Raw genomic sequence first — 25,793 nt, 5'->3', positions numbered from 1 at the left:
GTGTAGCAGGAGTGGGGTGGTTAAAAAAGAGCCGGGTCGCCTGATGCTCTCACCCCAACCCTCTCCCTCGGGAGAGGGCGCAAACACTAAAAACGGTAACCTGGGTTACCGTTTTGCTTTTATTTCTTCCAGAAATCGTCAAACACGGTAATGGGTGGGCGGCGTTTGTGCTCGGTTTTCAGATACCAGCCTTCGATAATCTTCGCGATACTCTCGTCCAGTTTCTTGCCTTCCAGATAATCATCGATGTTGTCATAGGTCACACCGAGCGCCGCTTCATCCGGCAGGGAAGGGCGATCGTCTTCCAGATCCGCCGTTGGCGCTTTCTTGTATAAATGCTCCGGGCAGCCCAGCGCAGCCAGCAGTTGTTTACCCTGACGCTTGTTCAAACGGAAGATAGGGTTAATGTCGGTGCCCCCGTCGCCATATTTGGTGAAGAAACCGGTGATGGCTTCTGCCGCGTGATCGGTCCCGACAACCACGCCTTTGGTCATGCCTGCAATGCTGTACTGCGCTTTCATACGTTCGCGCGCTTTTTCATTGCCGCGCACAAAATCGCTCAGCTCAATGCCCGCTTCACGCAGCGCCTGTTCACTCGCCAGCACCGATCCTTTGATATTGACCGTCAGTACGCGGTCTGGCTGGATAAAGGCGATGGCATCCTGACAATCCTGTTCGTCTGCCTGCACGCCATACGGAAGACGCACGGCGATAAACTGCAGCGCTTCATCTCCCGTCTCTTCGCGCAGCTCTGAAATTGCCATCTGGCAGAGTTTGCCGGTCAGCGTCGAGTCCTGCCCGCCGCTGATGCCCAGTACCAGCGTTTTCAGAAACGAGTTCGTTTTTAAATAGGATTTTAAAAAATCTACGCTTCGGCGGATCTCTTCATTTGCATCTACCGCAGGCTTCGCGCCCAGCGCCTGAATAATCTCGTGTTGCAGAGCCATCACGCCCTCCATATGCAGACCATAAACAGAATGTGTTAACTGTTAAAACTAACCCTTCAGGCGTAAAACGACAAGGATCACAGTTTCGAGTGCGCTATTTTGCGGCGTTTTAGCAGCTTATCGTTGTTTTATTAGAATTTTCCGAAATTCGTCTGGCGTAACTCGCAAAGTTGAACAATAGTACTTTTTATCCCATGCTTAGATAACACGCTGATAAACAAGAGGACGGAATATGAACAAGAACGTAGCAGGAATTCTTAGCGCAGCGGCGGTACTGACTATGCTGGCAGGGTGTACGGCTTACGATCGCACCAAAGATCAGTTTACACAGCCGGTAGTAAAAGATGTCAAAAAAGGCATGACCCGTTCGCAGGTGGCTGCGATTGCCGGTAAGCCTTCGTCAGAAGTGACCATGATCCATGCGCGTGGTACCTGCCAGACCTATATCCTGGGTCAACGTGATGGTAAGGCAGAAACCTACTTTGTTGCTCTGGATGACACCGGTCACGTCATCAATTCCGGTTACCAGACCTGTGCTGAATACGATACCGATCCGCAAGCACCTAAGGCGCAGTAACCCTGCTTGCCTGAGGATGTTAACAAGCCGGCCTTTGGGCCGGTTTTTTTATGCATACGTAAATCTTATTTTTTTGCGCGAATTATTTGCCTGAAATGTGAAGGTAGTCAACAAGCCAGGTCAATGAGAGACAATTTAGGCCTGTGCAGAATTATCCCCCCTCTGTACCATTACGTATACTCACTCCAACGATAAACAACAGTCAGCACATTACCTGTCAGCCAGGAGAGCGAGTCGAGTGATAGCGAGACGGCAGGTAGTCATAAAAGAGGGAAATCATGATGGAAAAGAAACATATCTACCTGTTCTGCTCTGCAGGCATGTCAACGTCACTGCTGGTGTCGAAGATGCGTGCACAGGCCGAAAAGTATGAAGTGCCGGTGGTGATCGAAGCGTTCCCGGAAACGCTGGCGGGTGAAAAAGGCCAGACCGCAGATGTTATTTTACTGGGTCCGCAGATCGCTTACATGTTGCCAGAAATTCAACGTCTGTTACCGAATAAACCGGTCGAGGTTATCGACTCAGGGCTGTACGGTAAGATTGATGGTTTAGGTGTACTGAAAGCTGCTGTGGCAGCAATTAAAAAAGCTGCTAATTAATTTTTATTTTTCCCGTCAAAGAGTTATTTCACACACAATACGCCGCGACATACGTTGCGGCATTTAAGGGTATTTTCCTATGAGTAAAGTCATCGCTTCACTTGAAAAGGTACTCCTTCCTTTTGCTGTTAAAATAGGAAAGCAGCCTCACGTTAACGCCATCAAAAACGGCTTTATTAAATTAATGCCGTTGACGCTGGCCGGGGCAATGTTCGTTTTAATTAACAACGTTTTTCTGAGCTTTGGTGAAGGTTCCTTTTTTTATTCATTAGGAATTCGGTTAGACGCTTCAACCATTGAAACCCTTAACGGTTTTAAAGCCATCGGCGGCAACGTATATAACGGTACGTTGGGTATTATGTCGCTGATGGCGCCTTTCTTTATTGGGATGGCATTAGCCGAAGAACGTAAGGTGGATCCGCTGGCCGCGGGGTTATTGTCCGTTGCCGCCTTTATGACCGTCACCCCATACAGCGTGGGTGAAGCTTATGCTGTGGGTGCCAACTGGCTGGGTGGGGCAAACATTATTTCCGGTATCGTTATCGGTCTGGTGGTTGCCGAGATGTTCACCTTTATTATCCGTCGCAACTGGGTAATTCGCCTGCCGGATAGCGTACCGGGCTCCGTTTCCCGTTCATTTTCCGCGTTGATTCCAGGCTTCATTATTCTCTCCATCATGGGGATTATTGCCTGGGCGCTCTCTCACTGGGGCACAAACTTCCACCAGATCATCATGGACTCTATCTCAACGCCGCTGGCGTCGATGGGGGGCGTGGTCGGTTGGGCGTACGTGATTTTCACCTCCCTGCTGTGGTTCTTCGGCGTACATGGTTCACTGGCACTGGCCGCGCTGGACAGCGGTATCATGACCCCATGGGCACTGGAAAACGTTGCACTTTATCAGCAGTACGGCTCCGTTGATGCGGCGCTGGCAGCCGGTAAAACCTTCCATGTGTGGGCGAAGCCGATGCTGGACTCTTATATCTTCCTGGGGGGTACCGGGGCGACGCTGGGTCTGATCATCGCGGTCTTTATTGTCTCTCGTCGCGCTGACCATCGTCAGGTTGCGAAGCTGGCGCTGCCGTCAGGCATCTTCCAGATTAACGAGCCGATTCTGTTTGGTCTGCCTATCATCATGAACCCGGTGATGTTCATTCCATTCGTCCTGATTCAGCCGCTGCTGGCGGGGATCACCCTGACGGCCTATTACCTGGGCATTATCCCGCCTGTTACCAACATTGCGCCGTGGACCATGCCGGCGGGGCTGGGGGCGTTCTTCAACACCAACGGTAGCGTCGCGGCCTTCCTGCTGGCGATATTCAACCTCGGGATTGCAACACTGCTCTACATGCCATTCGTGGCGATAGCCAACAAAGCCGCGACCGTGATTGATGAAGAAGAGAGCGAAGAGGATATCGCCCTCGCACTGAAATTCTAAATATTGCCCGGCGCGGGGTAACCCGCGCCAGCGAAAAGGAGCTTAGAGATGTTAGATTTGGATAGTATCGTAGCCGAAGACGCCGTAGAGAACGATCTGGAAGAAGTGGTGATGGGGCTTATCATCAACTCCGGGCAAGCACGTAGCCTGGCGTATGCTGCCCTGAAGCAGGCCAAGCAGGGCGATTTTGCCGCCGCTAAGACCATGATGGATCAATCCCGTATCGCGCTGAATGAAGCGCACCTGGTGCAGACTAAGCTTATCGAAGGCGACCAGGGGGAAGGGAAGATGAAAGTCAGCCTGGTGCTGGTGCATGCACAGGATCACCTGATGACCTCGATGCTGGCACGCGAGCTGGTGGCAGAGTTAATTGAGCTTCACGAGAAGCTGCAGTAAGTCAGACTGAGTAGCAGGAGGTCAGCACGATGGAAATTAAAACCGCACTTGAACAGCAACTGTTTAATGGCAAGAATTTTCACGTGGTTATTTACAACAAGACGGAGAGCGCCAGTGGTCTGCACCAGCATGACTACTACGAGTTCACGATTGTTCTGACCGGCCGCTACTATCAGGAGATTAACGGCAAGCGTGTCCTGCTGGAGCGCGGTGACTTTGTTTTCCTGCCGATGGGATCTTATCACCAGAGCTTTTACGAATTTGGTGCCACCCGTATTCTGAATGTTGGCGTCAGCAGACGTTTCTTTGAGAAACACTATCTGCCGCTGGTGCCGTTCTGCTTTGTGGCGTCACAGGTCTATCGCGTGAAAAACGAATTTATGACCTGGATCGAAACGGTGATCGCCTCGCTCAACTTCCGCGACAATGAGTTCGATGAATTTATTGAAACCGTGACGTTCTATGTGATGAACCGCCTTCGCCACCACCGTGAAGAGCAGCAGGTGAGCGACGACATTCCGCAATGGCTGCGCAGTACCGTCGAGTTGATGCACGACAAAGGGCAGTTCAGCGAGAATGCTCTGGAAAATATGGTGTCACTGTCCGGAAAATCCCAGGAATACCTGACCCGGGCGACACAGCGTTATTATCGTAAAACGCCCGTGCAAATTATTAATGAAATCCGCATTAATTTTGCCAAAAAACAGCTGGAAATTACCAACTACTCTGTCACCGATATTGCTTATGAGTCCGGTTACAGTAGCCCCAGCCTGTTTATTAAAACCTTTAAGAAATTTACCTCATTCACACCAAACAGTTACCGGAAGAATTTGACGGTAATTAATTAGTGCCTGGCGAGTTTATTCGCCACGAATATTGACTTGATTGCTTGCCCAAATAGCGGGAAGAGTCCGCTATACCTTGCAGGCGATTAACCTGATACGCTAAGGGAGATGTTATGCAAAAGAAATTAAAAGTCGTGACCATTGGCGGCGGCAGCAGCTATACCCCGGAATTACTGGAAGGTTTCCTGAAACGTTATCATGAATTACCGGTCAGTGAATTATGGCTGGTGGATGTTGAAGAAGGGCAGGAAAAGCTGAATATTATTTTTGACCTGTGCCAGCGGATGGTAGAAAAAGCCGGTGTGCCCTTAACCGTGCATAAAACCCTCGATCGTCGCCTGGCGTTGCAGGACGCTGACTTCGTTACCACTCAGCTGCGCGTGGGCCAGCTGAAAGCGCGTGAACTGGACGAACGCATTCCGCTGAGCCACGGCTATCTGGGACAGGAAACCAACGGCGCGGGCGGCCTGTTTAAAGGTTTGCGCACCATCCCGGTCATTTTCGACATCATCAAAGATGTGCAGGAGATCTGCCCGAACGCATGGGTGATTAACTTTACCAACCCGGCCGGGATGGTCACCGAGGCGGTCTATCGCCATACCAGCTTCAAGCGTTTTATCGGCGTCTGCAATATCCCGATTGGCATGAAGATGTTCATCCGCGACGTGCTGGAGCTGACCGACAACGACGATCTCTCTATTGATCTGTTCGGTCTCAACCACATGGTGTTCATCAGAGATGTGATAGTAAACGGCCAGTCTCGCTTTGCTGAACTGCTGGACGGCGTGGCTTCCGGCCGCCTGACCGCTGCATCGGTGAAAAATATCTTCGACCTGCCGTTCAGCGAAGGGCTCATCCGTTCCCTGAATCTGCTGCCATGCTCGTATCTGCTTTACTACTTCAAGCAGAAAGAGATGCTGGCCATCGAAATGGGCGAGTACTATAAAGGCGGTGCCCGCGCTCAGGTTGTGCAGAAAGTTGAAAAGCAGCTGTTTGATTTGTATAAAGATCCGAACCTGAACGTGAAGCCGAAAGAGCTTGAACAGCGCGGTGGGGCGTACTATTCCGACGCGGCGTGCGAAGTGATCAACGCCATTTACAATGACAAGCAGGCTGAGCACTACGTCAATGTGCCGCACCACGGCCATATCGACAATATCCCGACCGACTGGGCCGTAGAGATGACCTGTATCCTGGGCCGTGAGGGGGCAAAACCGCATCCGCGTATTACCCACTTTGATGACAAAGTGATGGGGCTCATCCATACCATCAAAGGGTTTGAAGTGGCGGCCAGCAACGCTGCGCTGAGCGGTGAGTTGAATGATGTGCTGCTGGCGTTGAACCTCAGCCCGCTGGTGCATTCCGACCGCGATGCGGAAGGGCTGGCCAGCGAGATGATACTGGCGCATGAAAAATGGCTGCCAAACTTTGCCGCCACGGTTGAGAAGCTCAAGCATCAACACCGTTAAGAGGACGTGCGATGGAAAACCTGCTGATCGTCAATGCTGATGATTTTGGCCTGTCTAAGGGGCAAAACTACGGCATTGTTGAAGCCTGCCGACGGGGTGTGGTGACCTCGACCACCGCGCTGGTGAATGGAGAGGCGATAGAACACGCGGCGCAGTTGAGCCGTGAAGCGCCTGAGCTGGGCGTGGGCATGCACTTTGTGTTGACGCTGGGGAGGCCGCTTTCAGCGATGCCGTGCCTGACGCGTGACGGGCAACTCGGGAAATGGATTTGGGAACTGGCGGAGCAGGACGCGCTGCCGCTCGAAGAGATTGCCCGCGAGCTGGACTGTCAGTACAACCGTTTTGTTGACCTCTTTGGTCGCGAACCAACCCATATCGACAGCCATCATCATGTGCATATGATCCCGGCGATTTTTCCGCTCGTTGCGGATTTTGCTCAACGTAAAGGCGTGGCGATGCGTGTGGATCGTGACGTGCGCGGGTTGCCGGGCTTTGCCGTGACCACATCGGAGGGGTTCAGCAGCGCATTTTACGGTGAGGAGATCGACGAAGCGCTGTTCCTGAAGGTGCTGGATGATTCCGCAGCCCGGGGGGAACGGTCGCTGGAGGTGATGGCGCATCCTGCGTTTGTCGATAACACCGTCCGTAAGAGCGCCTACTGCTGGCCGCGCTTGGCGGAGCTGGAGGTGCTGACGTCGCCGTCGCTGAAATACGCGATTGCCGAGCGCGGGTATCGGTTGGGGACTTTCGGGGATCTTTAAGACAAAGCCCGGTGGCGGCTTCGCCTTACCGGGCCTACAAAACCAGTCGAAATGTAGGCCGGGTAAGCGCAAGCGCCACCCGGCTTTTTTTACGCCGGTATCTGGTCAATCTTGCTGCTACGCGACCAGACGCGGTGCGCGGCTAGCAGATCAAACAACCTGGTCATAAACGCGTCGTCGACGTTATCGCCTTCCACAATCCCGTCTTCACCCTGATCGGCCACGTTCAGGCGTGCTTTAAACTGTCGCGCATCACCGGAAAGGGCGATCGGTTTCAGATGCTTATAGGCTTCAAGCAGATAATAGACCGCGTCACCGTTGCTCAGCAGGCTGGCAATATCGCCGCACGGCACAATCACCGCGTCCACTGTCAGGGATGGCGCACCGGCAAAGGTGGCGGCAACCGGCAGCACTGACCCGTCATCGGCAGTCACTTCACCCATTCGGGAGTAGAGCAGTTTGGCGTGTACGCCTTTGGTTTTCAGCGCCTGCATGATCCCCAGCACGTCGCTGGCGCGAGTTTTGTCGTTAAGCAGGATCGCCACCACCCGGCCTTTAATCGAGCCTCCCGGCACCGCGTACAGGCTGAGCGCCGGATCTTTTTTCACCCCGTTGACCTCTTTTGGCGGGGCAAGATTGCGTTGCTCATCCGTCAGCGTAATGCCGAGGTTATCGGCCACGCTCTGGGCGAGTTGAATATCAATGTGTGCCAGCTGATCGACCACGCGCTCGCGGATGTAGGTCCGCACAACCTTGCTCAGTTCGAAGCTGAAGCCGCCGATAATATGCTGCTGCTCAATCGGTGTCTGGCTGTTCCAGAACAGGCGAGGGTGGGCGTAATACTCTCCAAATGACGGGCTGCGCTCGCGGATTTTGTTGCCGTCCACACGTTCCTGATACGACTCAAATCCACCCCGTTTCGGGCCAGGAGGCGTTTCGCGCGGCCAGTTATCGTTGATGGAGTTCGGCTCATAGTTGGCCGGGTTGGTATCAATATCCTGACGATGCATCCCGTCGCGCTGGAAATTGTGGTACGGACAGGTGGGGCGGTTAATCGGAATTTCATGGAAGTTCGGCCCGCCGAGTCGGCTGATCTGCGTATCGGTGTAGGAGAACAGTCGCCCCTGCAGCAGCGGATCGTTGGTGAAATTCAGGCCCGGGACGATATGCCCGGGGTGGAAGGCCGCCTGTTCGTTCTCGGCAAAGAAGTTATCCGGGTTGCGGTTAAGCACCATTTTGCCCACCAGCTGAACCGGTACCAGCTCCTCGGGGATCAGTTTGGTCGGATCCAGCAGGTCAAAATCGAATTTGAATTCGTCCTCTTCCGGGATCAGCTGTAACCCCAGCTCATATTCCGGGAAGTCGCCCGCTTCAATGGATTCCCACAGCTCGCGGCGATGGAAGTCCGGATCGCGCCCGGTCAGCTTCTGGGCTTCATCCCACACCAGCGAGGCTTTCCCGGCGACCGGTTTCCAGTGGAAACGGACAAACGTCGCTTTGCCCTCGGCGTTGATCATCCGGAAGGTATGAATGCCAAACCCTTCCATGGTGCGATAGCTGCGCGGGATCCCGCGGTCAGACATCGCCCACATCACGTTGTGTAACGTCTCGGGTTGCAGGGAGACATAGTCCCAGAAGGTGTCATGCGCACTTTGTCCCTGCGGTATCGCCCAGTGGGGCTCCGGTTTTACCGCATGGACAAAGTCAGGAAATTTATGCGCATCCTGAATGAAAAAGACCGGGGTGTTATTGCCGACCAGGTCGAAGATACCCTCTTCGGTATAAAACTTGGTGGCAAAGCCGCGAATATCTCGCACGGTATCAGCCGAACCTGCGCCACCCTGCACGGTGGAAAAGCGCACAAACACGGGGGTGATCTTATCCGGGTCTGAAAGGAAGTCAGCTTTGGTGATTTCCTTCAGGCTCTTGTAGGGCTGGAAATAGCCGTGAGCGGCGGAACCGCGCGCGTGCACGATACGCTCCGGGATACGCTCATGGTCAAAGTGGGTAATTTTTTCCCGCAGGATGAAGTCTTCCAGCAGAGTCGGTCCGCGGGATCCCGCGCGCAGGGAATTCTGATCGTCAGCGATGCGCACCCCCTGATTGGTGGTCAATGCATAGCCTTCTCCGCCTTTGCGGTGTGGCTCGAGTGATTTTAGCTTCTCATTGCCGGTGTCCGGCGATTTCATGCTACCGGGCGCGGTGGGCTGCTCGCCAGGGGCTGAGGGGCCCGGTGAAGGGCGATGAGAGCCATCTTCAGGTGCAAGGGAGTCCATACCCGGCTGTGATTCTTCAGTGCCATGAATGGGTGATTGATGTGTGTTATCTTTGTTCGACATTGCACGCTTCTCCTTTATTCATTCCTAAAAAACCCTGTTAACTATAGAACAATGTACGGAAAGGGCAGGCGAACTCAGCTTTTTCAGACACCGCCTTAGTAAAAGAGGCGGTCCACCACACGCAAGGCGCGACGCGTGGGGGCAGGATCGGCTATCATAGAAATTTCCTGCTTTCAGAATGTGCTTTAATGAACCAGTCGCTTATGAAACCTCTTCGTCAACAAAATCGCCAGGTTATTAGCTACGTGCCCCGTGTCGAACCCGCTCCCCCTGAACATGCGCTGAAGGTGGATGGCTATCGCGATGTCTGGCAGTTACGTGGCAAATATGTGGCCTTTGTGCTGATTGGCGAGCATTTCCGTCGTTCTCCGGTGTTTACCGTGCCGGAAGCGGCCCAGCGGTGGGCGGTACAAATTCGACAGGATGAAGAAGTTTGAAAAATAACACGTATAAAAAAACCGCCTGACGGCGGCTTTTTATTTTCAATGATTAACGGTGCGCCAGCTCGGCGTCCTCTTCACTATCCAGGATGGCTTTGTCGGTCTGCTTCAGCCACTGGCTGGTCAGCGTACCGGCCGTCATTGAGCCGCTCACGTTCAGGGCGGTACGCCCCATGTCGATCAGCGGTTCAACGGAGATCAGCAGGGCCACCAGCGTCACCGGCAGGCCCAGCGCAGGCAGAACAATCAGCGCGGCGAAGGTAGCACCGCCGCCCACGCCCGCAACGCCTGCGGAGCTAATGGTGACAATACCGACCAGCGTAGCAATCCAGACCGGATCCAGCGGATTGATCCCAACCGTTGGCGCAACCATCACGGCCAGCATCGCCGGGTAGAGACCCGCACACCCGTTCTGACCAATCGTGGCACCAAAGGAGGCCGAGAAGCTGGCGATAGACTCAGGTACACCCAGGCGACGAGTCTGCGCTTCGACGTTCAGCGGAATAGATGCGGCGCTGGAACGGCTGGTGAAGGCAAAGGTCAGCACCGGCCAGACTTTACGGAAGTATTTCAGCGGGCTTACGCCGTTCACACCCAGCAGGATGCCGTGTACGACAAACATAATGCCCAGACCCAGATAAGAGGCGACAACGAAGCTGCCCAGCTTAATGATGTCCTGCAGGTTAGAGCCAGCAACCACTTTGGTCATCAGCGCCAGAACACCGTAAGGGGTCAGCTGCATCACCAGACGAACCAGCTTCATCACCCAGCTTTGCAGGGTATCGATAGCGGTCAGCACGCGCTCGCCTTTCGGCGCATCGTCTTTCAGCAGCTTCAGTGCCGCCACGCCCAGGAAGGCAGCAAAAATCACCACGCTGATGATGGAAGTTGGGCTGGCGCCTGTCAGGTCAGCAAACGGGTTCTTCGGAATGAAGGAGAGCACCATCTGCGGCACCGTCAGGTCAGCGACTTTACCCACGTAGTTGGTCTGAATTGCGGTCAGACGCGCGGTTTCAGCGGTACCCTGAACCAGACCCTCGGCGGTCAGGCCGAACAGGTTGGTCACCAGCACACCCACCAGCGCAGCAATCAGCGTGGTAAACAGCAGCGTACCAATGGTCAGGAAACTGATTTTACCCAACTGCGTAGCGTTATGCAGGCGAGCAACAGCGCTCAGAATAGAGGCAAATACCAGCGGCATGACGATCATCTGCAGCAACTGGACATAGCCGTTACCGACAATATTGAACCACTGAATGGAGTCTTTCAGTATCGGGCTATCGGAGCCGTAGACGGCATGTAAGGCCAGGCCAAACACGACACCCATGACCAGACCCACCAGCACTTTCTTCGCCAGGCTCCACTGTTTGTGGCGCGCCTGGGCGAGAATCAATAGCAATATAACGAACACGACAATGTTCGCGATGAGTGGAAAATTCATCCCCGTTCTCCTGATTTATTATGTGGCCGGTTTTTACCGGTCCTGTTGGCGCAAGGTTAGCAGAAGTGTGATGTCGCGCTTATATCCAAATGGAATGGGTTATGACAAATGCGATAATTTTGCTGGTTTACTGTTCAATCTGGTGATGAATAAAGCGATTGAACTGAAATTGCAGCGAATTGATCATCTGAGATGACCAGCGCACTGCACTGTTTTCGGGCAATGTCTGCGGCATCCAGACGGCATAGGCGAACAGAGCCATGCACAACACGCGCTCAAGCTGATTCCCTTTCTGAGGAACGAGAACAGGCAGGCGGAAACGCCAGCGGCAGGGCCACAGCAGCGGCACGCCAGCAGGCGTCAGCATATCGGCGAGAATATGACTCAAATAGCCCAGCACCATGCCCTGAATGGCATCGGCGGGCACTATCCAGCTTTCAGGTACTTTTAAATAGAACAGCGTCAGCAGGGCAAACACGGCCAGCAGGCTGTGCGTAAACCCGCGATGGCCAAACGCACGGGCGATAGGTTTTGAGATCCACTTCAGGCGTTGCCCAAGAAAAGATTTAGGATGGTCGATGTCGGGCAACAGGCAGGTCAGCACGGCAGAAGGAACAATATGCCACCAGTCCCCCTGTGCAAGCACGGGGGTAAGCTCAGCGTTTTTGGCAAATACTGCGCACGCAATGGAAAAAAGCAGGTGGCCTTCCGCCGTCATGATAAAACCCAGGAAACTGTCAATTCATACAGTATAGGGTTTTTATACAGTAGGCGAAAGAGGTGACGGTGTAACTCTTTGTCACAAAGCGGGTCAACGCGCCAGCCAGCCCCCGTCGACGGCCAGGGTATGGCCGTTCACGTAGTCTGAGGCGGCGGAGGCCAAAAACACCACCGGGCCCTGCAGATCTTCCGGTACGCCCCAACGCCCGGCAGGAATGCGGTCAAGGATTTCCTGGCTACGCTGCTCGTCATCACGCAGCTGCTGCGTATTATTGGTCGCCATGTAACCCGGTGCGATAGCGTTGACGTTAATGCCATGCGCCGCCCACTCGTTCGCCAGCAGACGGGTGATCCCCAGCACGCCACTTTTTGAGGCGGTATAAGAGGGCACGCGGATGCCGCCCTGGAAGGAGAGCATTGAGGCGATGTTGATGATTTTCCCACCCTGACCCTGGGCGATAAACTGCTTTGCCACGGCCTGTGAGAGGAAGAAGACGGATTTCAGATTGAGGTCGATCACCTCATCCCAGTCCTTTTCCGTGAACGCCAGCGCATCTTCCCGGCGAATCGTCCCGGCGTTATTCACCAGAATATCGACGCGCCCCATCTCAGCGACGGCATGCTCCACAACGCCCTGAAGACTCGCCTGCTGGCCGAGGTCGGCCCGAATGGCCGTAAACCGTCTGCCGAGCCCCGTCACGCTGGCCGCTGTTTGCTCAGGCGCTTTACGGTTGACGCCCACGATATCGCAGCCCGCCTGTGCCAGCGCGATGGCCATGCCTTGCCCCAGACCGGTATCGCATCCGGTGACGATGGCCACTTTTCCTGAAAGAGTAAAGGTATCCAGTATCATTCGCGCCTCAGAAGCAGGTGATTGTCGTTCTGAAACTTAGAATAGGAGTCGGGCGTGAGAAATGCAACCGAAATGGAACGGTGTTTTATTTTATTTTCAGGCAGCACGAGGCTGCCTGAAACAGAGCGTTTATTCGCCTCGCAGGTGTTGCACCGTCAGGTCAGCCAGGGAGTTTAGCTTCACGTCGGCAAGCGCAAAACGGGGATCGTGTCGGCCCTCTTCAGCAGGAACGACAATGGAACGCATCCGCGCAGCTTTTGAGGCCACCATGCCGTTAACAGAATCTTCCAGCGCCACGCAGGTTAGCGGATCAAGACCGAGCTTAGCGGCACAGTCCATATACACCTGGGGATGGGGCTTACTGTAGGGGAGCTTTTCCGCAGAGGCCAGCGCATCGAAACTGTCACGCAGCTCGAACATGGTGAGCACTTTTTCCAGCATGTGCAGCGGGGAGGCGGAGGCCAGTCCCACCTTCAGCCCCTGCGCCTTGCACAAGGCGACAGCTTCACGGACGCCCGGCAGCAGCGGCCTGGACTCTTCCACCAGCGCAATGGCGCGGCTGATAATGCGGGCGGTGACCTCATCGCGATCCGGGCCCACCCATGGCTGATGGGCATACCACAGGTCAACCACCATATCGATACGCAAGCCCAGCGTATCCGGAAGTTCATGGCGGCGGCTGATATCGACGCCGAGGCTGGCCATGACGTCCAGTTCAGCACGATCCCAGAGCGGTTCGGAATCGATCAGTAATCCATCCATGTCAAAAATAGCGGCAAGAATTTGGCGCGGTGTCGACATCACAACGTCTCCTTATTAAGGGTGTACGACAGACGATACGTGCTAAGTACAATCTGCAATTTAGCATATTGCCTTTAAAGATCGGGCGAAAATGACGGTCAGGAGGTAGACTTAGCCACAAATAACGCGTCTTTATGAAGAGGAACTGATGACGTATCAACAAGCTGGACGCATAGCTGTCTTAAAACGGGTTGCTGGCTGGGTGATTTTTATTCCTGCCGTTATTTCTACGCTGATTTCTGTGCTCAAGTTTATGTACGATCACAGCGAAAAACAGCCGGGTATCAATGCGGTCATGCTTGATTTTGCGCATGTCATGATTGAGATGATGCGTTTTAACACGCCATTTTTGAATATCTTCTGGTTCAACTCGCCCACGCCGGACTTTCACCAGCAGCTGAATATCGGGTTTTGGGTGATTTATGCGCTGATTTTTATCGCCATGGCGTTACAGGCGTCAGGCGCACGCATGAGCCGTCAGACCCGTTTTTTACGTGAAGGGGTGGAAGACCAGATGATTCTGGAACAGGCCAAAGGCCCGGAAGGGATGACGCGTGAGCAGATCGAGTCCCGCATCGTGGTGCCGCGTCACTCTATCTTCCTGCAAATCTTTCCGCTCTATGTCCTGCCGGTGATCATTATTGTGGCGGGCTACTTCTTTTTCTCACTGCTCGGCTTTTTATAATCACAGGGTGGCCTGAGGCCACCCGTCCTGCCTTCACGCGGCCAGTACGCGCTCAAGCGCCCGCTGTGCGTTCACCAGATGCTCACCCCCGAACAGGATTGCGCGGTTCATCAGGGTATAAAGCTGATACACCGGCTGACGGTCGAGGAAGCCCTGCGGTAAGGGGGAGATTGACTGATAGCCGTCATAAATTTGTGGCGGCTGCTCGGGGTGCAGGGGCAGCATGGCGAGGTCGCACTCTCTGTCGCCCCAGTAGCAGGCCGGATCGTATATATACGGCCCATTGGGGCCCAGCGCGCAGTTATCGGACCACAAATCGCCGTGCAGCAAAGAAGGCTGAGGCTGATGAGAGGCCAGGCGCTGCTGTATATGCTCGACGATAGCATCAATGTTGCCAAATTCGAGGCCTTTCTCGGCGGCGAGTTCAAGCTGCCAGCCGATACGCTGCTCGGCAAAAAAGGTCGACCAGCGGCGTTGCCAGGCATTCGGTTGTGGTGTGGTGGAGAGATCGTTATCAAAGTCGAGACCAAACTGCGGCTGGTCGCTCCATTGATGCAGGCGCGCTATCTGCTGTCCCAGAATAAACGCATTGTGGGCATCCAGCGGACGGGCAGGGAGGTATTCCATCACCAGAAAGCTGTAGTCGCGGTCGCTGCCCACGGCCAGCACCTCCGGGACGGTGACCGTTTTGCTGCGCGACAACAGTTCCAGCTGATCGGCTTCGGCGGTGAAAATCGGGAGCAACTCTCTCTCGTCGCATTTTACGAAGAGATCGCGCCCTGAGTAGCGTATGTGCCATGCTGCGTGGATCTCTCCGCCTGGCAGTTCGTTACGCAGTTCAATTTCACCTTCGCCCAGTTGTTCACGTAAAAGATGACTGATAGCCTGCCACATGATCTCTCTCCCATGTTGTCTGCCAGATCATAAAGTTAGCGCATAACTGCGGTAAAAAAATACGAACTAACGCACACCTGAGCGGTTTACCTTCATGCAGGGCACTTATTGTTCTTTTTTCTGCCAGGTTTCCCAGGTATCCACATCAATTTCGGCAGGTTTATCTGTCACGCTCTCAGCCAGGCTTTCCGCCAGCGCGCGAACCTCCTCTTCGCTGAGGGCGCTTATCAGGCCGAATGCCAGCGTGCCTAAATCATGAATATTGCCTTCTTCATCCGTCAGCGTGAGCAGGAAATTGGCCCGGGTAAAGGCGTTGTTAAGCTCATTCAGCTCGGTCAGCGATGCTTCATGAATGTTGACGGTAACGACGTAGCGGGTGATGTCACCACTGCTCATAATTCACCTCGTTGTTATCATGAAAGTTTTCTTAGCATAGTCGATAGTGTGTGTTTGGCGACTTTGCACTGCATTTCCCCTTCAGCGCGAAGGGGAAAGCGGGTTAATTTCGGGACAGGTAATCGACAATTTTTTGCGTATCGGCCAGCGAACACAGCCGCGTTCCCTGGTTGATGGTTGCCGCGCTACCTGCCGCCACGCCGTAGCGTGTCATCTCCAGCAGCTTCGCGCCCTGCGCCAGTTTTAGCGTCATTGCCCCAACCATGCTGTCGCCTGCGCCTACTGTGCTCTGGCTTTTCATCGGCGGCGGGACAACCTGCACTGACCCCGTTTCATCCACGGCCAGCGCCCCCTGCGGGCCAAGAGAGACCACCACGCGCCGCGCTTTACCCGTGCGCACCAGCTCCTGGGCCGCGCTGCGCACATCATCCGGCTGAGTGAGTTCGCGGTTAACCAGCGCGCTCAGCTCTTTCTGGTTTGGTTTGACCAGCTCAAGATTGCCCGGCTCTAACGCTGCCTGCAACGCCTCGCCGCTGCTGTCTACAATACAGCGGATGCCGCGCTGCTGTGCGGCCCGAATGAGCGCCGTCAGCTTTTCCGTACTGACACCGGGTGGCAGACTGCCGCTGATGACCAGCAGTGAACCGCTTTCAATCGTCAGCACTTTCTCTTCAAGCTGACGGAACTCGTCGTCGCTCAGTCTGGCGCCTGGCATCACAAAGCGATATTGCTCTCCGCTGGACTCCACGTGCACGTGCAGATTTTGACGCGTCCAGTCTTTGGCCTCGACCGTCTCCACGGCGACCTGTTCATCAGCCAGCAGAGAGACAAGATGTTCGCCGGTGGCTCCGCCTGCGGGGAATATCGCCGTGGCTTTCCCACCGAGATGGGTGATGGCGCGTGCCACGTTGATCCCCCCGCCGCCGGGCTCAAACACCGGGGCACTGCAGCGAAGTTTACCTTCCGGGTAAATCTGCGGCGTGAGGGTGGCGGAATCGAGGGAAGGGGAGAGCGTCAGAGTGTAGATAGAAACCATCATTACCTCCTTTTAGCGTGGGTTCCTTTTAGTCTGGCACCATTTGGCAGGAAGGCAATGTAAATAACAGTATGATTTTCAATATGAATAATGACAAAGCGAAGGCTAAGCGATATATAAAATAAAACGCATTTTGGGATCGTTCTTATTCAAAAAATGAAATAAGAAAACATTGCTATGTTATTTGCGGCTTTTTATAATTTGTTACCTTTCTCTGGACGCCTTGTCATTGATCCTCAAGAAAGTTTCCGGGACCGTGTGGTCTCTTTTTTTGTTGTACGGACTCCTTAATAAAATGAAGCTTTTGAAGACAGTGCCCGCTGCACTGATGCTGGCGGGTGGCGTGTTTGCGGCTATGAGCGCAACCGCTGATGATTCCGTTTTTACTGTCATGGACGATCCCACCGCGGCGAAAAAACCTTTTGAAGGTAATTTGAACGCCGGGTACCTGGCGCAATCCGGTAACACGAAAAGCTCCTCTCTGACGGCGGATAGCACGTTGACCTGGTACGGTAACACCACCGCCTGGTCTCTGTGGGGAAACGCCAGCAACACCTCCGCTAACGATGAACGCTCCTCCGAGAAATACGCGGTAGGTGGACGTAGCCGTTACAACATGACTGACTATGACTACCTGTTTGGCCAGGCAAGCTGGCTGACTGACCGCTACAACGGCTATCGTCAACGCGATGTGTTCACCGCAGGTTATGGTCGTCAGTTCCTGAACGGTCCGGTTCATAGCTTCCGCTTCGAATTCGGTCCGGGTGTCCGTTATGACGAGTTCACCGACGGCGATACCAAAACGCAACCGCTCGGCTATGCGTCTGGTACCTACGCCTGGCAGATGACCGACAACACGAAGTTCACCCAGGGTGTTTCTGTGTTTGGCGCCGAGGACACAACGCTGAATTCTGAGACAGCGCTGAATGTGGACATCAACGAACACTTTGGCCTGAAAGTGGCCTATAACGTGACCTGGAACTCTTCGCCTCCAGAGACTGCGCCGGATCATACCGACCGCAGAACCACCGTTTCACTGGGCTATAAGATGTAATGCAGACGGGCCGATTATTTCGGCCCGTTTTTTATTTTCAGAAACTGTGCTGTTTTATATTAAACGCCGTTTTAAAATAATTGGTCCTCAAAAATCTTCTTAATTTCTTCATAATTCATCCTGGTCAGACCGCATTCTGTTTATTTGACACAAATTGATAATAACCAGGCGAGGCAAAAGGATGAACCAGCGTTATACTCAATACACAGGCATTTATTTGCCTTGAGAAGTATTGCATGTCTTCAGAAAGAGAATAATAGTATGAAAAAAATCAAAAATACTGCTGCAGCTATGGTGCTTTCTGCACTTTCGTTTGGTGTATTCGCTGCAGATGATGCCAGTCAGGTTGGAATGACTCGCGCTTCTGACGTTGAAGCCGGGTCAAACATCGCGCCGGGCGCGCCGTCTACCGGTCAATCAATGAATGACGCGTTTGATGTACATAAACTGGTAGCAGGTGAATGGTCCTGACAGGTAATTGTGTACGCCATTATTCCACCTGTATTTCGCCTTGACGAAAAACAGGTGGAATATCGATAACGTGTTTTATTCTGTACGCCGTTGCGTCAAATTCCCGCTTAGCCCCAAATCATCGCCGCCCAACGCAATAGCAGCATTGCACCGCAGATGGCAATTAAGACCAGCACCATTTTCCAGTGTTTGACGGCAAATCGTTTTGTTGGCATAACCTAATCCTTGTCTGTTGATGCCTTCAGTCTATCAAAATACGCGCTGTCGGGGACAGAAGGTTATGCCACATCACCGGTTGGGCTAGAACCAATGAAATCTCTCGGCAAGGATCAACGCTAAACCGGCAGCAGAAAGTATATTCAATATCACTACGGTTCTACTGGATACATTCATGTGATGCCTCATGGCTGTGTCAGGACCTGTTCAAGAATAGCTCAACAATCGGGTATTGCGAGCTCTGGCAGGCGATCGTGCCCTCATACGTTCAAACTGGTCGCAGAGGGTGCATACGCCCTGTCATTAGTGTTACCATTAGAAAGCCTGCCGTAAACCGGCATTATTCTGATTTTGGCAGGTGCAGGATGACGAGCCAATTTGACGATTGTTGGTCAGATGGTGTCGTAATCTCTTGTTAAACTATGATTATTTTCTTTGTATATGCTCTTATGTGTGGGGCATCACTGCAAATAAGGATATAAAATGCCTGTAATTACTCTTCCTGATGGCAGCCAACGCCATTTCGACCACGCCGTTAGCCCAATGGATGTTGCCCTGGACATCGGTCCTGGACTCGCGAAAGCGACCATCGCGGGCCGTGTGAACGGTGAGCTGGTTGATGCATCCGATCTGATCGAAAACGACGCGCAACTGTCTATCATCACCGCAAAAGATGAAGAAGGTCTGGAGATCATTCGTCACTCCTGTGCGCACCTGTTAGGTCATGCCATCAAACAGCTGTGGCCAAACACCAAAATGGCGATCGGCCCGGTTATCGACAACGGCTTCTACTACGACGTTGACCTTGACCACACCCTGACCCAGGAAGATATCGACGCGCTCGAGAAACGTATGCACGAGCTCGCCGAAACCAACTATGACGTCATTAAGAAGAAAGTCAGCTGGCACGAAGCGCGTGAAACCTTCGTGAAGCGTGGCGAGAGCTATAAAGTCTCTATTCTTGATGAGAACATTGCTCATGATGACAAGCCTGGCTTGTATCATCACCAGGAATACATCGACATGTGCCGCGGGCCGCACGTGCCGAACATGCGCTTCTGCCATCACTTCAAACTGATGAAAATTGCTGGCGCCTACTGGCGTGGCGATAGCAACAACAAGATGTTGCAGCGTATTTATGGTACCGCGTGGGCAGATAAAAAAGCCCTGAACGCCTACCTGCAGCGCCTGGAAGAGGCGGCGAAGCGTGACCACCGTAAAATCGGTAAACAGCTTGACCTGTACCATATGCAGGAAGAAGCACCGGGTATGGTCTTCTGGCATAACGACGGCTGGACTATTTTCCGTGAACTGGAAACCTTCGTGCGTTCCAAGCTGAAAGAGTACCAGTATCAGGAAGTGAAAGGTCCGTTCATGATGGACCGTGTGCTGTGGGAAAAAACCGGCCACTGGGACAACTACAAAGATGCGATGTTCACCACCTCTTCTGAGAACCGTGAATACTGCATCAAGCCAATGAACTGCCCGGGCCACGTTCAGATCTTTAACCAGGGTCTGAAATCTTACCGCGATCTGCCCCTGCGTATGGCAGAATTCGGTAGCTGCCACCGTAACGAGCCATCAGGTGCGCTGCACGGTCTGATGCGTGTTCGTGGCTTTACGCAGGATGATGCGCATATCTTCTGTACTGAAGATCAGGTACGTGATGAAGTTAACGCCTGTATTCGTATGGTCTACGATATGTACAGTACCTTTGGCTTCGAGAAGATCGTGGTCAAACTCTCAACGCGTCCGGAAAAACGTATCGGTAGCGATGAGACCTGGGATCGTGCAGAAGCGGATCTCGCCGTGGCGCTGGAAGAGAACGGAATTCCGTTTGAATACCAGCTGGGTGAGGGCGCCTTCTACGGTCCGAAAATTGAATTTACCCTGTATGACTGTCTCGACAGAGCTTGGCAGTGCGGCACAGTACAGCTGGACTTCTCCCTGCCTCAGCGTTTAAGCGCCTCTTATGTTGGCGAAGACAACGAGCGTCAGGTCCCTGTAATGATTCACCGTGCTATTCTTGGTTCTCTGGAGCGCTTCATTGGCATCCTGACCGAAGAGTTCGCGGGCTTCTTCCCAACCTGGCTTGCGCCGGTGCAGGTAGTGGTCATGAACATTACCGATTCTCAGGCGGATTACGTTAAAGAATTGACGCAGAAACTACAAAATGCGGGCATTCGCGTAAAAGCAGACTTGAGAAATGAGAAGATTGGCTTTAAAATCCGCGAGCACACTTTACGTCGTGTCCCGTATATGTTGGTCTGTGGTGATAAAGAGGTGGAAGCAGGCAAAGTTGCCGTTCGCACCCGCCGTGGTAAAGACCTGGGCAGCCTGGACGTAAGTGAAGTGATTGAGAAGCTGCAACAAGAGATTCGCAGCCGCAGTCTTCAACAACTGGAGGAATAAGGTATTAAAGGCGGAAAACGAGTTCAAACGGCACGTCCGAATCGTATCAATGGCGAGATTCGCGCCCAGGAAGTTCGCTTAACAGGTCTGGAAGGCGAGCAGCTGGGGATTGTGAGTCTGAGAGAAGCAATCGAAAAAGCTGAAGAAGCTGGAGTAGATTTAGTTGAAATCAGCCCTAACGCCGAACCGCCAGTTTGTCGTATCATGGACTACGGCAAGTTCCTTTATGAAAAAAGTAAGTCTTCTAAGGAACAGAAGAAGAAGCAAAAAGTTATCCAGGTTAAGGAAATTAAATTCCGTCCTGGTACCGACGATGGCGATTATCAGGTAAAACTCCGCAGCCTGATTCGCTTTCTGGAAGATGGCGATAAGGCCAAGATCACACTGCGTTTCCGCGGTCGTGAAATGGCCCACCAACAGATTGGTATGGAAGTGCTTAACCGCGTCCGTGACGATCTGAGTGAACTGGCAGTAGTCGAATCCTTCCCTACGAAGATCGAAGGCCGCCAGATGATCATGGTGCTCGCTCCTAAGAAGAAACAGTAAGGCCTTCAAGCAGCAAAATCTGTGGAGCCTTCGGGCCTCATAGGTTTTGCTCGCCTATGTTTCGTTTATTTAACAATGCGAAGTGGAAGTTATTAAAATGCCAAAAATTAAGACCGTACGCGGTGCTGCTAAGCGCTTCAAAAAAACCGGTAAAGGTGGTTTTAAGCACAAGCACGCTAACCTGCGTCACATTCTGACTAAGAAAGCTACCAAGCGTAAACGTCACCTGCGTCCAAAAGCCATGGTTTCTAAAGGCGATCTGGGCCTGGTTATCGCGTGCCTGCCGTACGCATAAGTCGTTAACGTTTAACTTTTTTAACTTAGAATAGATACAGGAGAGCACACATGGCTCGCGTAAAACGTGGTGTAATTGCACGTGCACGTCACAAGAAAATTTTGAAACAAGCTAAAGGCTACTACGGTGCGCGTTCACGCGTATACCGCGTTGCCTTCCAGGCTGTTATCAAAGCAGGTCAGTACGCTTACCGTGACCGTCGTCAGCGTAAGCGTCAGTTCCGTCAACTGTGGATTGCGCGTATCAACGCAGCAGCACGTCAGAACGGTATTTCTTACAGCAAATTCATCAACGGCCTGAAAAAAGCCTCTGTTGAAATCGACCGTAAGATCCTGGCTGACATCGCAGTATTCGACAAAGTCGCGTTCACCGCGCTGGTCGAAAAAGCGAAAGCAGCACTGGCATAAGCCAGTTGAGAGAGGGGGCCTGGCTCCCTCTTTTCATATACCCGTCATACTTCAAGCTGTACCTCCGTTGGCTGCGTTCGTTCCGAATTATTTAGGGTATAACCTTATCAGAAGATTGACTTTTATCCGTGCAGGCTTTTCAATAAGGTCTTAACGGTTTTTACCACACAAGGTAACGCAAGCATGAATGCTGCTATTTTCCGCTTCTTCTTTTACTTTAGCACCTGACTTCAGGAGGCTAGCGCGTGAAAGATGAAACGAAAAACAGCGCCAGATAAGCCTCCCGATGGAGGCTTTTTTTGTGCCTGAATTTGAGAGAATACGTCCACCAAATCGGTGTCTGTACCGACATAATGAGGAAAATCATGTCACATCTCGCAGAGCTGGTTGCCAGTGCAACAGCCGCCATTAATCAGGCCTCAGATGTTGCCGCGTTAGACAATGTCCGCGTCGAATATCTGGGTAAGAAAGGGCATCTGACCCTTCAAATGACTACCCTGCGTGAGTTGCCGCCGGAAGAGCGCCCGGCAGCCGGTGCGGTGATAAACGAAGCCAAAGAGCAGGTGCAACAGGCTCTGAACGCGCGTAAAGCGGCGCTGGAAAGTGCCGTGCTGAATGCGCGTCTGGCGGCAGAGACGATCGATGTTTCTCTGCCTGGGCGCCGCATCGAAAACGGTGGCCTGCATCCGGTGACTCGTACCATCGATCGTATTGAAAGTTTCTTCGGTGAGCTCGGCTTTACCGTGGCGACTGGCCCGGAAATCGAAGATGATTACCATAACTTCGACGCTCTGAACATTCCAGGCCATCATCCGGCACGTGCTGACCACGACACTTTCTGGTTCGACGCCACCCGTCTGCTGCGTACTCAGACCTCCGGCGTACAGATCCGTACCATGAAGGAGCAGGAACCCCCGATCCGTATCATTGCACCGGGCCGCGTCTACCGTAACGATTACGATCAGACCCACACCCCAATGTTCCACCAGATGGAAGGGCTGATCGTTGATAAAAACATCAGCTTCACCAACCTGAAAGGCACGCTGCACGACTTCCTGAACAACTTCTTTGAGGAAGATCTGCAGGTTCGTTTCCGTCCGTCCTATTTCCCGTTCACCGAACCGTCTGCGGAAGTGGACGTGATGGGCAAAAATGGCAAATGGCTGGAAGTGCTGGGCTGCGGCATGGTGCATCCGAACGTACTGCGCAACGTGGGTATCGACCCGGAAGTTTACTCCGGCTTTGCGTTTGGGATGGGCATGGAGCGTCTGACCATGCTGCGTTATGGCGTGACCGATTTGCGTGCATTCTTCGAAAACGATCTGCGTTTCCTCAAACAGTTTAAATAAGGGCAGGACAGAACAATGAAATTCAGTGAACTGTGGTTACGCGAATGGGTGAACACCACGCTGGACAGCGAAGCGCTTTCCAACCAGATCACCATGGCGGGTCTGGAAGTTGACGGTGTAGAGCCGGTTTCTGGCGCCTTCACCGGCGTGGTTGTGGGCGAAGTGGTTGAATGTGGTCAGCATCCTAACGCTGACAAATTGCGCGTCACCAAAGTTAATGTGGGTGGCGATCGTCTGCTGGATATCGTCTGCGGCGCGCCAAACTGCCGTCAGGGCCTGAAAGTGGCCGTGGCGACTGTCGGCGCTGTGCTGCCGGGCGATTTCAAAATTAAAGCGGCCAAACTGCGCGGCGAGCCGTCTGAAGGCATGCTGTGCTCGTTCTCCGAGCTGGGTATTTCCGACGATCACAACGGCATTATTGAACTGCCGCTGGATGCGCCAATCGGCACCGATATCCGCGAATACCTGAAGCTCGATGACAACACCATCGAAATCAGCGTGACGCCAAACCGTGCAGACTGCTTAGGGATTATCGGCGTGGCTCGCGATGTTGCGGTGCTGAACCAGACCGAACTGAACGCGCCGGAAATCGCCCCGGTTGCTGCTACCATCAGCGACGTGCTGCCTATTCAGGTAGACGCGCCTGAGGCCTGCCCACGCTACCTCGGTCGTGTAGTGAAAGGTATCAACGTCAAAGCGCCAACCCCGCTGTGGATGAAAGAAAAACTGCGTCGCTGCGGTATCCGTTCTATCGATGCGGTTGTTGACGTGACCAACTATGTTCTGCTGGAACTGGGCCAGCCAATGCACGCGTTCGATAAAGATCGTATCGACGGCGGGATTATCGTGCGTATGGCGAAAGAGGGTGAAAACCTGGTTCTGCTGGACGGCAGCGAAGCAAAACTGAATGCCGACACGCTGGTGATTGCCGATCACGGTAAGGCGCTGGCGATGGGCGGCATCTTCGGTGGCGAACACTCTGGCGTGAACGATGAAACGCAAAACGTTCTGCTGGAATGTGCCTTCTTCAGCCCGCTCTCTATTACCGGTCGCGCACGTCGTCATGGTCTGCACACCGATGCCTCTCACCGCTACGAGCGCGGCGTTGACCCGGCGCTGCAGTACAAAGCGATGGAACGTGCGACCCGTCTGCTGATCGACATCTGCGGCGGCGAAGCGGGCCCGGTTATTGATGTGACCAACGAAAACACCCTGCCGAAGCGCGCGACCATTACCCTGCGTCGCAGCAAATTGGATCGCCTGATTGGCCACCACGTTGCCGATGCACAGGTCACCGATATTCTGAAGCGTCTGGGTTGCGACGTGACGGAAGGACAGGACGAGTGGAAAGCCGTTGCGCCATCATGGCGTTTCGACATGGAGATTGAAGAAGATCTGGTGGAAGAAGTGGCCCGCGTCTACGGCTACAACAACATCCCTGACGAGCCGGTACAGGCCGGTCTGGTGATGGGCTCCCACCGTGAAGCCGATCTCTCCCTGAAGCGTGTGAAAACCATGCTGAACGACAAAGGTTATCAGGAAGTGATCACCTACAGTTTTGTCGATCCTAAGCTGCAGCAGCTGATCCATCCAGGCCAGGAAGCGCTGATCCTGCCAAGCCCGATCTCCAGCGAGATGTCGGCAATGCGCCTGTCTCTGTGGACCGGCCTGCTGGGCACGATTGTCTACAACCAGAATCGTCAGCAAAACCGTGTGCGAATTTTCGAAAGCGGTTTGCGCTTTGTGCCGGATAATCAGGCAAATTTAGGCATCCGTCAGGATCTCATGCTGGCTGGCGCCATCAGCGGTAATCGCTATGAAGAGCACTGGGACCTGGCAAAAGGCACGGTTGATTTCTACGATATGAAGGGCGATCTGGAAGCAATTCTCGATCTGACCGGTAAATTATCTGAAATTAAATTCCGTGCAGAAGCCATTCCGGCGCTCCATCCGGGTCAAAGTGCGGCTATCTATTTAGCGGGCAAACGCATTGGTTTTATTGGCGTTGTTCATCCTGAGCTGGAACGTAAACTGGACCTGAACGGCCGTACCATCGTGTTTGAGCTGGAATGGAGTCCGGTTGCAGACCGCGTGATTCCACAGGCGCAGGACGTCTCTCGCTTCCCGGCAAACCGCCGTGATATCGCGGTTGTGGTCGCTGAAAACGTGCCTGCAGCAGATATTTTGGCCGAGTGTAAGAAAGTTGGCGTAAATCAGGTAGTTGGCGTAAACTTATTTGACGTGTACCGCGGCAAGGGCGTAGCAGAAGGTTTCAAGAGCCTCGCTATCAGCCTTATCCTTCAGGATACCAGCCGTACACTCGAAGAAGAGGAGATTGCCGCTACCGTCGCCAAATGTGTAGAGGCATTAAAAGAGCGATTCCAGGCATCATTGAGGGATTGAACC

General features: G+C 53.3%; 29 protein-coding genes and 1 other annotated feature. Of the genes, 18 read left to right on the top strand and 11 right to left on the bottom strand.

The window, feature by feature from the left end:
- Positions 1–119 precede the first annotated feature (119 nt).
- Positions 120–947, bottom strand: a complete 828-nt coding sequence (nadE, locus tag ECL_RS11970) for an ammonia-dependent NAD(+) synthetase (protein ID WP_013097024.1) — start codon at positions 945–947, stop codon at positions 120–122.
- 232 nt (positions 948–1,179) lie between these two features.
- Here nadE and osmE point away from each other — a divergent pair, with 232 nt between their 5' ends.
- The 7 genes from osmE (at position 1,180) to chbG (ending at position 7,032) form a co-directional block, all read left to right on the top strand.
- Positions 1,180–1,524, top strand: a complete 345-nt coding sequence (osmE, locus tag ECL_RS11965; protein WP_003857836.1) for an osmotically-inducible lipoprotein OsmE — start codon at positions 1,180–1,182, stop codon at positions 1,522–1,524.
- A gap of 281 nt (positions 1,525–1,805) precedes the next feature.
- Positions 1,806–2,123 (top strand): PTS N,N'-diacetylchitobiose transporter subunit IIB, encoded by a 318-nt coding sequence (gene chbB / locus ECL_RS11960; protein ID WP_013097023.1) that lies wholly within the window; start codon positions 1,806–1,808, stop codon positions 2,121–2,123.
- A gap of 79 nt (positions 2,124–2,202) precedes the next feature.
- Positions 2,203–3,561, top strand: coding sequence for a PTS N,N'-diacetylchitobiose transporter subunit IIC (gene chbC, locus ECL_RS11955; RefSeq protein ID WP_013097022.1), 1,359 nt, complete (start codon positions 2,203–2,205; stop codon positions 3,559–3,561).
- Between the two features lie 48 nt (positions 3,562–3,609).
- Positions 3,610–3,957: a PTS N,N'-diacetylchitobiose transporter subunit IIA gene (chbA, locus tag ECL_RS11950; RefSeq protein WP_013097021.1), complete on the top strand. Its 348-nt coding sequence runs from the start codon at positions 3,610–3,612 to the stop codon at positions 3,955–3,957.
- A 29-nt stretch (positions 3,958–3,986) separates the two neighbouring features.
- Positions 3,987–4,805, top strand: coding sequence for a transcriptional regulator ChbR (gene chbR, locus ECL_RS11945; RefSeq protein ID WP_013097020.1), 819 nt, complete (start codon positions 3,987–3,989; stop codon positions 4,803–4,805).
- A 110-nt stretch (positions 4,806–4,915) separates the two neighbouring features.
- Positions 4,916–6,271 (top strand): 6-phospho-beta-glucosidase, encoded by a 1,356-nt coding sequence (locus ECL_RS11940; RefSeq protein WP_013097019.1) that lies wholly within the window; start codon positions 4,916–4,918, stop codon positions 6,269–6,271.
- Positions 6,272–6,282: 11 nt separating this feature from the next.
- On the top strand, positions 6,283–7,032 hold the full coding sequence (gene chbG / locus ECL_RS11935) for a chitin disaccharide deacetylase (RefSeq protein ID WP_013097018.1): 750 nt from the start codon (positions 6,283–6,285) through the stop codon (positions 7,030–7,032).
- Between the two features lie 89 nt (positions 7,033–7,121).
- Here chbG and katE read toward each other — a convergent pair whose 3' ends face one another.
- Complete coding sequence (gene katE / locus ECL_RS11930; RefSeq protein ID WP_013097017.1) at positions 7,122–9,371, bottom strand: catalase HPII; 2,250 nt, start codon at positions 9,369–9,371, stop codon at positions 7,122–7,124.
- 188 nt (positions 9,372–9,559) lie between these two features.
- On the opposite strand from katE, the gene cedA reads away from it, so the two are divergent.
- Complete coding sequence (cedA, locus tag ECL_RS11925) at positions 9,560–9,808, top strand: cell division activator CedA (protein ID WP_071829998.1); 249 nt, start codon at positions 9,560–9,562, stop codon at positions 9,806–9,808.
- A gap of 52 nt (positions 9,809–9,860) precedes the next feature.
- Here cedA and tcyP read toward each other — a convergent pair whose 3' ends face one another.
- From tcyP to hxpB, 4 genes are all read right to left on the bottom strand, one after another.
- Positions 9,861–11,252 carry a cystine/sulfocysteine:cation symporter gene (gene tcyP / locus ECL_RS11920; RefSeq protein WP_013097015.1) on the bottom strand — a complete coding sequence of 464 codons (1,392 nt, stop codon included), beginning with the start codon at positions 11,250–11,252 and terminating at the stop codon, positions 9,861–9,863.
- A 127-nt stretch (positions 11,253–11,379) separates the two neighbouring features.
- On the bottom strand, positions 11,380–11,970 hold the full coding sequence (locus tag ECL_RS11915; RefSeq protein ID WP_013097014.1) for a metal-dependent hydrolase: 591 nt from the start codon (positions 11,968–11,970) through the stop codon (positions 11,380–11,382).
- Between the two features lie 93 nt (positions 11,971–12,063).
- A complete protein-coding gene (gene kduD, locus ECL_RS11910) occupies positions 12,064–12,825 on the bottom strand; it encodes a 2-dehydro-3-deoxy-D-gluconate 5-dehydrogenase KduD (RefSeq protein WP_013097013.1) in 762 nt (253 codons plus the stop codon).
- A gap of 129 nt (positions 12,826–12,954) precedes the next feature.
- On the bottom strand, positions 12,955–13,626 hold the full coding sequence (hxpB, locus tag ECL_RS11905) for a hexitol phosphatase HxpB (protein ID WP_013097012.1): 672 nt from the start codon (positions 13,624–13,626) through the stop codon (positions 12,955–12,957).
- A gap of 148 nt (positions 13,627–13,774) precedes the next feature.
- Between hxpB and ECL_RS11900 the strand changes: the two genes are divergently transcribed.
- Positions 13,775–14,311, top strand: coding sequence for a YniB family protein (locus tag ECL_RS11900; RefSeq protein WP_013097011.1), 537 nt, complete (start codon positions 13,775–13,777; stop codon positions 14,309–14,311).
- Between the two features lie 33 nt (positions 14,312–14,344).
- Here the strand turns inward: ECL_RS11900 and ECL_RS11895 are convergent, their stop codons facing one another.
- The 3 genes from ECL_RS11895 to pfkB all read right to left on the bottom strand — a co-directional run bounded on the left by ECL_RS11895 (position 14,345) and on the right by pfkB (position 16,637).
- Positions 14,345–15,205, bottom strand: a complete 861-nt coding sequence (locus ECL_RS11895) for a fructosamine kinase family protein (RefSeq protein WP_013097010.1) — start codon at positions 15,203–15,205, stop codon at positions 14,345–14,347.
- A 105-nt stretch (positions 15,206–15,310) separates the two neighbouring features.
- Positions 15,311–15,601, bottom strand: coding sequence for a type V toxin-antitoxin system endoribonuclease antitoxin GhoS (gene ghoS, locus ECL_RS11890; protein ID WP_013097009.1), 291 nt, complete (start codon positions 15,599–15,601; stop codon positions 15,311–15,313).
- A 103-nt stretch (positions 15,602–15,704) separates the two neighbouring features.
- Positions 15,705–16,637 (bottom strand): 6-phosphofructokinase II, encoded by a 933-nt coding sequence (gene pfkB, locus ECL_RS11885; RefSeq protein WP_013097008.1) that lies wholly within the window; start codon positions 16,635–16,637, stop codon positions 15,705–15,707.
- Between the two features lie 295 nt (positions 16,638–16,932).
- On the opposite strand from pfkB, the gene ECL_RS11880 reads away from it, so the two are divergent.
- Together ECL_RS11880 and ECL_RS11875 are read left to right on the top strand one after the other, a co-directional pair.
- Positions 16,933–17,691, top strand: a complete 759-nt coding sequence (locus ECL_RS11880) for a DUF481 domain-containing protein (protein ID WP_013097007.1) — start codon at positions 16,933–16,935, stop codon at positions 17,689–17,691.
- 261 nt (positions 17,692–17,952) lie between these two features.
- The gene (locus ECL_RS11875; RefSeq protein WP_013097006.1) at positions 17,953–18,162 is read left to right on the top strand and encodes a hypothetical protein; all 210 of its coding nucleotides are present in this window, start codon (positions 17,953–17,955) and stop codon (positions 18,160–18,162) included.
- Between the two features lie 107 nt (positions 18,163–18,269).
- Here the strand turns inward: ECL_RS11875 and yniD are convergent, their stop codons facing one another.
- Positions 18,270–18,377: a small membrane protein YniD gene (gene yniD / locus ECL_RS11870; RefSeq protein WP_008500658.1), complete on the bottom strand. Its 108-nt coding sequence runs from the start codon at positions 18,375–18,377 to the stop codon at positions 18,270–18,272.
- An 85-nt stretch (positions 18,378–18,462) separates the two neighbouring features.
- On the bottom strand, positions 18,463–18,555 hold the full coding sequence (gene yncL, locus ECL_RS11865; RefSeq protein ID WP_023620707.1) for a stress response membrane protein YncL: 93 nt from the start codon (positions 18,553–18,555) through the stop codon (positions 18,463–18,465).
- A gap of 306 nt (positions 18,556–18,861) precedes the next feature.
- On the opposite strand from yncL, the gene thrS reads away from it, so the two are divergent.
- The 7 genes from thrS (at position 18,862) to pheT (ending at position 25,790) form a co-directional block, all read left to right on the top strand.
- Complete coding sequence (gene thrS / locus ECL_RS11860; protein WP_013097005.1) at positions 18,862–20,790, top strand: threonine--tRNA ligase; 1,929 nt, start codon at positions 18,862–18,864, stop codon at positions 20,788–20,790.
- Positions 20,791–20,793: 3 nt separating this feature from the next.
- Entirely contained in the window at positions 20,794–21,336 is a 543-nt protein-coding gene (gene infC, locus ECL_RS11855; RefSeq protein WP_023616141.1) for a translation initiation factor IF-3, read from the top strand.
- A gap of 97 nt (positions 21,337–21,433) precedes the next feature.
- Positions 21,434–21,631, top strand: coding sequence for a 50S ribosomal protein L35 (gene rpmI / locus ECL_RS11850; protein ID WP_001124225.1), 198 nt, complete (start codon positions 21,434–21,436; stop codon positions 21,629–21,631).
- Between the two features lie 50 nt (positions 21,632–21,681).
- A complete protein-coding gene (rplT, locus tag ECL_RS11845) occupies positions 21,682–22,038 on the top strand; it encodes a 50S ribosomal protein L20 (RefSeq protein ID WP_000124850.1) in 357 nt (118 codons plus the stop codon).
- Between the two features lie 178 nt (positions 22,039–22,216).
- Positions 22,217–22,341 (top strand) — a sequence feature (Phe leader region).
- Positions 22,222–22,266 carry a pheST operon leader peptide PheM gene (gene pheM / locus ECL_RS11840; RefSeq protein WP_001386830.1) on the top strand — a complete coding sequence of 15 codons (45 nt, stop codon included), beginning with the start codon at positions 22,222–22,224 and terminating at the stop codon, positions 22,264–22,266. Its footprint overlaps the feature before it by 45 nt.
- A gap of 62 nt (positions 22,342–22,403) precedes the next feature.
- The gene (pheS, locus tag ECL_RS11835; RefSeq protein ID WP_013097003.1) at positions 22,404–23,387 is read left to right on the top strand and encodes a phenylalanine--tRNA ligase subunit alpha; all 984 of its coding nucleotides are present in this window, start codon (positions 22,404–22,406) and stop codon (positions 23,385–23,387) included.
- A 15-nt stretch (positions 23,388–23,402) separates the two neighbouring features.
- Entirely contained in the window at positions 23,403–25,790 is a 2,388-nt protein-coding gene (gene pheT / locus ECL_RS11830) for a phenylalanine--tRNA ligase subunit beta (RefSeq protein ID WP_013097002.1), read from the top strand.
- Positions 25,791–25,793 lie beyond the last annotated feature (3 nt).

The sequence above is a fragment of the Enterobacter cloacae subsp. cloacae ATCC 13047 genome, assembly GCF_000025565.1.
Classification (GTDB): domain Bacteria; phylum Pseudomonadota; class Gammaproteobacteria; order Enterobacterales; family Enterobacteriaceae; genus Enterobacter; species Enterobacter cloacae.
The sequence above is the reverse complement of the archived record's forward strand: the minus strand, read 5'-3'. Positions and strand labels throughout refer to the sequence as shown.